The sequence below is a fragment of the Pseudomonas sp. 86_A genome (assembly GCF_017491705.1).
Taxonomy (GTDB): domain Bacteria; phylum Pseudomonadota; class Gammaproteobacteria; order Pseudomonadales; family Pseudomonadaceae; genus Aquipseudomonas; species Aquipseudomonas koreensis.
This window is the reverse complement of the sequence record NZ_JAFGYS010000022.1, coordinates 66250-72442: the sequence shown is the minus strand read 5'-3', so window position 1 is coordinate 72442 and position 6193 is coordinate 66250. Positions and strand designations below refer to the sequence as shown.

10 protein-coding genes and 1 tRNA gene are annotated in these 6193 nt (G+C 56.2%); 5 read left to right on the top strand and 6 right to left on the bottom strand.

The window, feature by feature from the left end; all coding sequences use genetic code 11:
- Nucleotides 1-716: RHS repeat-associated core domain-containing protein (locus J5M57_RS26585; RefSeq protein WP_279381959.1), on the top strand; the 716-nt coding region annotated here is incomplete at its 5' end.
- Nucleotides 709-1098: a hypothetical protein gene (locus J5M57_RS26580; protein ID WP_207850103.1), complete on the top strand. Its 390-nt coding sequence runs from the start codon at nucleotides 709-711 to the stop codon at nucleotides 1096-1098. The genes J5M57_RS26585 and J5M57_RS26580, both read left to right, overlap by 8 nt.
- Nucleotides 1099-1357: 259 nt before the next feature.
- Here the strand turns inward: J5M57_RS26580 and J5M57_RS26575 are convergent, their stop codons facing one another.
- The 4 genes from J5M57_RS26575 to J5M57_RS26560 all read right to left on the bottom strand — a co-directional run bounded on the left by J5M57_RS26575 (nucleotide 1358) and on the right by J5M57_RS26560 (nucleotide 3093).
- Complete coding sequence (locus tag J5M57_RS26575) at nucleotides 1358-1528, bottom strand: hypothetical protein (protein WP_207850102.1); 171 nt, start codon at nucleotides 1526-1528, stop codon at nucleotides 1358-1360.
- Nucleotides 1529-1650: 122 nt separating this feature from the next.
- Nucleotides 1651-2076, bottom strand: coding sequence for a YMGG-like glycine zipper-containing protein (locus J5M57_RS26570; RefSeq protein WP_064586736.1), 426 nt, complete (start codon nucleotides 2074-2076; stop codon nucleotides 1651-1653).
- A gap of 133 nt (nucleotides 2077-2209) precedes the next feature.
- The gene (locus tag J5M57_RS26565; RefSeq protein ID WP_007960728.1) at nucleotides 2210-2578 is read right to left on the bottom strand and encodes a glycine zipper domain-containing protein; all 369 of its coding nucleotides are present in this window, start codon (nucleotides 2576-2578) and stop codon (nucleotides 2210-2212) included.
- A gap of 326 nt (nucleotides 2579-2904) precedes the next feature.
- On the bottom strand, nucleotides 2905-3093 hold the full coding sequence (locus J5M57_RS26560; protein WP_064586735.1) for a hypothetical protein: 189 nt from the start codon (nucleotides 3091-3093) through the stop codon (nucleotides 2905-2907).
- A gap of 239 nt (nucleotides 3094-3332) precedes the next feature.
- Between J5M57_RS26560 and J5M57_RS26555 the strand changes: the two genes are divergently transcribed.
- Nucleotides 3333-3611: a hypothetical protein gene (locus J5M57_RS26555; protein WP_207850101.1), complete on the top strand. Its 279-nt coding sequence runs from the start codon at nucleotides 3333-3335 to the stop codon at nucleotides 3609-3611.
- 65 nt (nucleotides 3612-3676) lie between these two features.
- Here J5M57_RS26555 and J5M57_RS26550 read toward each other — a convergent pair whose 3' ends face one another.
- On the bottom strand, nucleotides 3677-3997 hold the full coding sequence (locus J5M57_RS26550) for a YbjQ family protein (protein WP_027613311.1): 321 nt from the start codon (nucleotides 3995-3997) through the stop codon (nucleotides 3677-3679).
- A gap of 163 nt (nucleotides 3998-4160) precedes the next feature.
- A tRNA-Ser gene (locus J5M57_RS26545) sits at nucleotides 4161-4250 on the bottom strand.
- A gap of 295 nt (nucleotides 4251-4545) precedes the next feature.
- Between J5M57_RS26545 and J5M57_RS26540 the strand changes: the two genes are divergently transcribed.
- Together J5M57_RS26540 and J5M57_RS26535 are read left to right on the top strand one after the other, a co-directional pair.
- Nucleotides 4546-5235: a crotonase/enoyl-CoA hydratase family protein gene (locus J5M57_RS26540; protein WP_064586733.1), complete on the top strand. Its 690-nt coding sequence runs from the start codon at nucleotides 4546-4548 to the stop codon at nucleotides 5233-5235.
- A 218-nt stretch (nucleotides 5236-5453) separates the two neighbouring features.
- Nucleotides 5454-6176 carry a 1-acylglycerol-3-phosphate O-acyltransferase gene (locus J5M57_RS26535; protein ID WP_064586732.1) on the top strand — a complete coding sequence of 241 codons (723 nt, stop codon included), beginning with the start codon at nucleotides 5454-5456 and terminating at the stop codon, nucleotides 6174-6176.
- The last annotated feature ends 17 nt before the right edge of the window (nucleotides 6177-6193 follow it).

Sequence of the window (6193 nt, the reverse complement as noted above, 5' to 3'; positions counted from 1 at the left end):
TCACCGACTACAGCGGCGAAATCGTCTGGTCGGCGCAGTACGACGCCTACGGCAAAGTCGCGGCGATCACCCTGGCGGGCGAGGACTACCTGGACCAGCCGCTGCGGTTTCAGGGGCAGTATTTCGATGCGGAGAGCGGGCTGCATTACAACCGGCACCGGTATTACGACCCGAGGTTGGGCAGGTATCTGACGCCGGATCCGATCAAGTTGGCGGGTGGGTTGAATCAGTATCGGTATGTGCCGAATCCGACGGGGTGGGTGGATCCGTTGGGGTTGAGCGCGAACTGTCCGCCGCCGAATAAGCCTGGGTGTGAGGCGCCGGGTGGGATTGGTGGCGCTAAGGTTGATGAGGGTGAGCCAACGCTCCCCAAGCCGAATTCCCACCCTCAAGATTTTGGAAGTGACGAAAAGCTCATGAGTCATTTTGAGAAACATGGCGCCGAATTCAAAGCGATGAGCAAAGGAGAGTATTTACTCGTTGCTCGTGATGTAGTGAATCAAGGTACTCGTGTGGAGTATTTATACAGAGGACAGGTGCGATCAGGATATTTGTTACTGATGGGAAACAATCGTAAAGGTGAAGCTAAATTTGCTTTCGTGGGCACCAACACGAATGATGAAATTACGACGCTACACACCAAAAGTGGAAAAGAATTTTGGCGGACAATCAATGGCAACGCACAAGATAAAACAGTGAGGCCTGCTAATGACTAGGACATACAAAGCATTAGTCGTCGAAATTGATCAATTTGTAGAAGACGCTATTGACCTGGTAGTTGAGGGCTTTTCGGTCAAGTGTTTCGTCAGTTATAGCCCTTCAAGAATAGAGGTGGGCGTTACTTACGAGGTGGAGTTCGAAATGCTGTTGCCTGATGAAGAGTGTGTGACAGCTACCGAATGCGAAAACCAGCAGATTGAGATGCTCAATGGTGGTTTCTCCTGTGACATATATGGCTACTTGGATGGAGACGTCTTCCGATCGTTTATCGATTTTTCGGACCAGGATATCCATTACGAATACCCTCATCTGAATGGGCGCTTCGTTAAAGTGACCGCGGACAGAATTGATGTCTCTTTCCATTCAATAGCCAAATAAAGCAATGTTTTAGGTGACCTCTGCGCTAGCAATCTCGACAGAAATCACACCATGAGCACTACTCCTCCTCATCCTCCATCGGCAAATCATCCCGCTCCAAAGGATCCGTAGGTGAAGGCAACGGATACTCCGGCGTTTCATCAAGATCTTCGTCCTTCTGCTCACCACCCATTTCACACCTCTCAAAGGGCCTGACAGAACCGCAGGCCCTGAAGACTCGAAAAACATCACTACGAAGCAGGATCAAAAGAATAGGCAATCACTGCTCATCCTCATCCTCTTCATAATCCTCATCCAAAGCCTCATCCGCATCGTTGAGCGGCACGGTCGCATCGTCCATCAGCGACCCCGGATCCTCGTTGCCCGGATCATTGATAAACGGCAGACCGCTCGGGCCTTTTTCTTCCTTGCCTTCGGTTTCGGGGGTCATGGCAAACCTCTGCGTGTGGTGAGTTGTATAACGTTCGAAAAGCCCTACAGCCAATCGTTCCAGCGTTAGACCGCCAGACACGAAAAACCCGGCGCCAGGCCGGGTTTCTTTTCGACATTCAATCAATGATGGCGGTTTTTATGTTTGTACTTGTTGTGCTTGTGTCCACCGCCGGAATGGCCCTTCCCGCCGTCGTCACCCAGGTTGTTGCCCACCGCACCACCGGCGGCACCGCCCAAACCTGCCCCGATGGCTGAACCAGTAGAACCGCCCAGGCTGTTGCCGAGCACCGAGCCACCGGCCGCGCCGAGGCCACCGCCAATGGCGGCTTCGGTGCGATTGCGTTTATTCGCGCCGACCGCGCCACCCGCCGCGCCACCAACACCCGCGCCGACCGCCGCACCGGTGCTGCCGCCAAGCTGGCCGCCCACCACATTACCGAGTACACCGCCCAATCCGCCACCGACGGCGGCGCTACCATCTCCGGCGGCCATTGCGCCTTGAGCGATCACTAATCCGAAAAACAGTGCAGACAATGACAAACGCATTTGAACCTCACAGTTCCCGAATCGGGACAGTATGCCCACAGGGCTTATGTCAGTTGGAGACATTTCCCGGGAAAACGTTCAGCCATGAAAAAGCCCGACATTGAGTCGGGCTTTTTCTGACAAGCGTTCGCTATCAGTGACGCTTGTGACCTTTGGACAGGTTGGCGCCTACGGCACCGCCGGCCGCGCCACCCAGACCGGCGCCAATGGTCGCGCCATTTCTGCCCCCCAGGCTATTGCCGATCACCGAGCCACCGGCCGCGCCGACACCACCACCGATGGCCGCTTTGGTCCGGCTGCCCTTGCCGGCTGCCATCGCACTGCCCGCCGCGCCTGCAACACCGGCACCAATTGCTGCGCCGGTGCTGCCGCCCATTTTCTGGCCGACGACATTACCCAACGCACCACCCAGACCGCCGCCGAGCGCAGCAGTGCCTTCGCCAGCCACCGCACCTTGAGCAACCAGAAGCCCCAGAACCAGAGCGGGCAATGTTAGACGCATGACAAAAACCTCAAAAATAGGGAGATCAAAAGGGGCCGAGATTGAATGCTGCCGACGCGCTAAAGTCCAGACAAAATCAGCGGCCGCCGCGCATCAGGCGCCGATTGGACAGCGATTTGGCAAAAGGTTTTATCGCAGGCAAAAAAAAGCCCGCTGGGGAGACGGGCTGGAGACTTGCTTTCTAACGGATGGCTTCACCCTACGTCCGTGGACGTGAAAAGTTTGTGAAATACATCCGAATCTACCCAACCTCTTGTAGGAAATTTCCCTTCATAAACAGCAGGCATAAAAAACCCCGTTTATAGACGGGGTTGTGAGGTCGCTGATCATTTTCTCGAGCGGGTCGAGACCTTCGGCAGAAACTTGGCTTTCGGCCCCTTGGGCGCAGCGGACTTGATCTTGCCGGTCAGAACCGGGTCCTCGCCAAAGCCCGCCTGATACTCCGTCTGGCCGCAACGGACGCAGTTGTTGAATGAAAATTCGGCTCCATCGTCTTCGATATACGGATCAGTCATACCTTCGCCCCTTTCAAATGGATCGACACCGGCAAAGCCTTATTGCCTGAAAAAATATCGACCTCCAAGACTTTTGAGACTAGCCGGTCATTCCTGGACTTGTGGTTCAGATACGCTGATGGCCGACGAATGGCCTACATCCTTTCAACACCGTAACGAGCCATCGGTCTCATGGCGCTAAAGATTCCCGGCGACAGGCCGTTGCCCTTTTGCCTACAAATGAATCTCAAGGAGAGAACATGAAAATCAACGGATTCCCGGAAATGCCTGTCGTAAAACTCACGGACGAACAAATCGCTGCCGGCAAAGCCGCCGGTGAGAAATTCAAGGAAAAGCTCGCTTCGGGCGACATCACCATCACCTACCCGGACAAACCGACTCTGACCCCGGGCGTCATCTACCACCCAAGTCAGCCCGCCGATCCGACGCCCTCCACCGGCACCCCGCCACTGGCCGCGATTGATACGCCCCTGACCTATGACGCCCATGGGCTGGTGATACTCAAGCCACAAGGCTGACCGAAAGCCAGAAAGCAAAGAGCCCATTCATTGCCTGAATGGGCTCGCTTGAACCGGCCACTGCATCAACGCAACTTGACCGCCGTGCCCGTCGCGAACACGACAACCATGCCACCCTTGCCTGCCGGCATGCTGATCTCGAAATCCAGCCCGACCACCGCATCCGCCTGCAAGGCCCGCGCCCGTTCCTTGATCTCGTCAGTCGCCTGAACCCGCGCCTCTTTCAATGCACGCTCCAGCGTCTGCGACCGCCCACCAAAAAAATCGCGCATGCCGGCAAACATGTCACGAATCACATTGACGCCCTGCACCGACTCCGCGCTGACAATGTCCAGGTAAGCGGTGATCTGTCGGCCTTCGATGGCGTGAGTGGTGGAAATAATCATGGGAACAGTCCTTTTTTCTACGGATAAAGCGGCGATTGTAGTGCGCTATGGAAAATCAGGCCGAGCACTTCCAGCATGATTTCCACGGCGGATTAAAATCCAGACGCCAAAAACCACAAAACCCCTGATCTCTTTCGAAATCAGGGGTTTTGTGTATTGAATGTGGCGGTGAAGGAGAGATTCGAACTCTCGATACAGTTTCCTGTATACACACTTTCCAGGCGTGCTCCTTAAGCCACTCGGACACTTCACCGTATCTCTTCAAACATGTTCTGTCTGTCGAGGCGCGCTAATGTAGTCGAAAGCTTTTCTGATGGCAAACTTTTTTTCAGAATTTTCATGCGGTTAAGACAAAAAGCCGTTTCAGCCCACGGCGGGCGATGGCAAACCGGCCAATCTCTGGTGACGGCCACCCTTCTATATAGAAGCAGAACGGCGCGCTACGCCGGGTGAGGCGGGAAACGGTGACCGGCGAGTCAGTCACGGCGCTTTACCTGGCCTACGGTGGTGGGTAACGTCTGCCCATCTTTCTTACAAGGAATTGCGTCATGAGTGAGTTGATTGCCTACCACCTCGAAGACGGCATCGCGACCCTGACCTTGAACAACGGCAAGGTCAATGCCATTTCCCCGGACGTGATTGCGGCGTTCAACGCGGCGCTGGATCAGGCGAAGACTGATCGTGCCATCGTGATCATTACCGGTCAGCCGGGGATTCTGTCCGGTGGCTATGACTTGAAAGTGATGACCGCCGGCCCTAAAGAAGCCGTGGCACTGGTGACCGCCGGTTCGACCCTGGCCCGTCGCCTGCTCTCTCACCCGTTCCCGGTGATCGTTGCGTGCCCTGGGCACGCGGTAGCCAAGGGCGCGTTCCTGCTGTTGTCTGCCGACTATCGCATTGGCGTCGACGGTCCGTTCAGCATCGGTCTGAACGAAGTGCAGATCGGCATGACCATGCACCACGCCGGCATCGAGCTGGCGCGTGATCGCCTGCGTCGTTCGGCGTTCCACCGTTCGGTGATCAACGGCGAGATGTTTGATCCGAAAAGCGCGGTGGACGCCGGTTTCCTCGACAAGGTGGTGGCGGCCGAAGAACTGCAAGGCGCCGCCCTGGCCGCCGCGCGTCAATTGAAGAAGATCAACATGAACGCGCACAAGAACACCAAGCTCAAAGTGCGCAAGGCGCTGCTCGAAGCCCTAGACAACGCGATCATCCAGGATCAGGAGCATCTGGGCTAAGCCCCTCGCTTCCAGAGCCGAAGAAAAGCCCGACCGTCGTGTCGGGCTTTTTCTTGCGTGTTCGGTTGATGAATCGTCCACGGCTCTAGGACGCGTCTGACGTCGATTCCGGAAATATGCGCTTAAACATCGCCTATCTCCGCACTCTATAGCAGCAATTGCCGAAAACAGTGCACATCCGTACACTGCGCCACCTTTTGTCCCGGTGGGCACCGAAAATGCTGTTTGTGTTGCGTATGTTGTTGATGGGCTTGCACTTTGTTCTGGCCGGCGTGTTGGGCGTACTCCTGGGTCTGTGCCGCCCGTTCAACCCGGATAACAGCCGTTTGTGCGCCCGCCTCTATGCGCTTCCGGCCATGTGCATTCTGCGCTTGCGGGTCAAGGCCGATGTCGGCCCGTTGATGAACAAACCCGACAGCTGCGTGATCATCGCCAACCATCAGTCCAACTACGACCTGTTCGTGTTCGGCAACGTGGTGCCTCGGCGTACCGTGTGCATCGGCAAGAAGAGCCTGAAGTGGGTGCCGCTGTTCGGCCAACTGTTCTGGCTGGCCGGCAACGTGTTGATCGATCGTGGCAATGCGCACAAGGCGCGCAAGTCGATGCTCACCACCACCCACACCCTGCAACACGAAGACACCTCGATCTGGGTGTTCCCGGAAGGCACGCGCAACCTCGGCGAAGAACTGCTGCCGTTCAAGAAAGGCGCGTTTCAGATGGCGATTGCCGCCGGCGTGCCGATCGTGCCGGTGTGCGTCAGCAGTTACATCAAGCATATGCGCCTGAACCGCTGGCGCAGCGGGAAAATTCTCATACGTTCGCTGCCGGCCATTCCTACCGCCGGACTGACCATGGATGACATGCCCATGCTCATGACCCAGTGCCGCGAACAGATGCGCGAATGCATCGCCGCGATGGATCAGCAGCTGCAAGCTGCGTGAAAAACAAACCCGCCTTG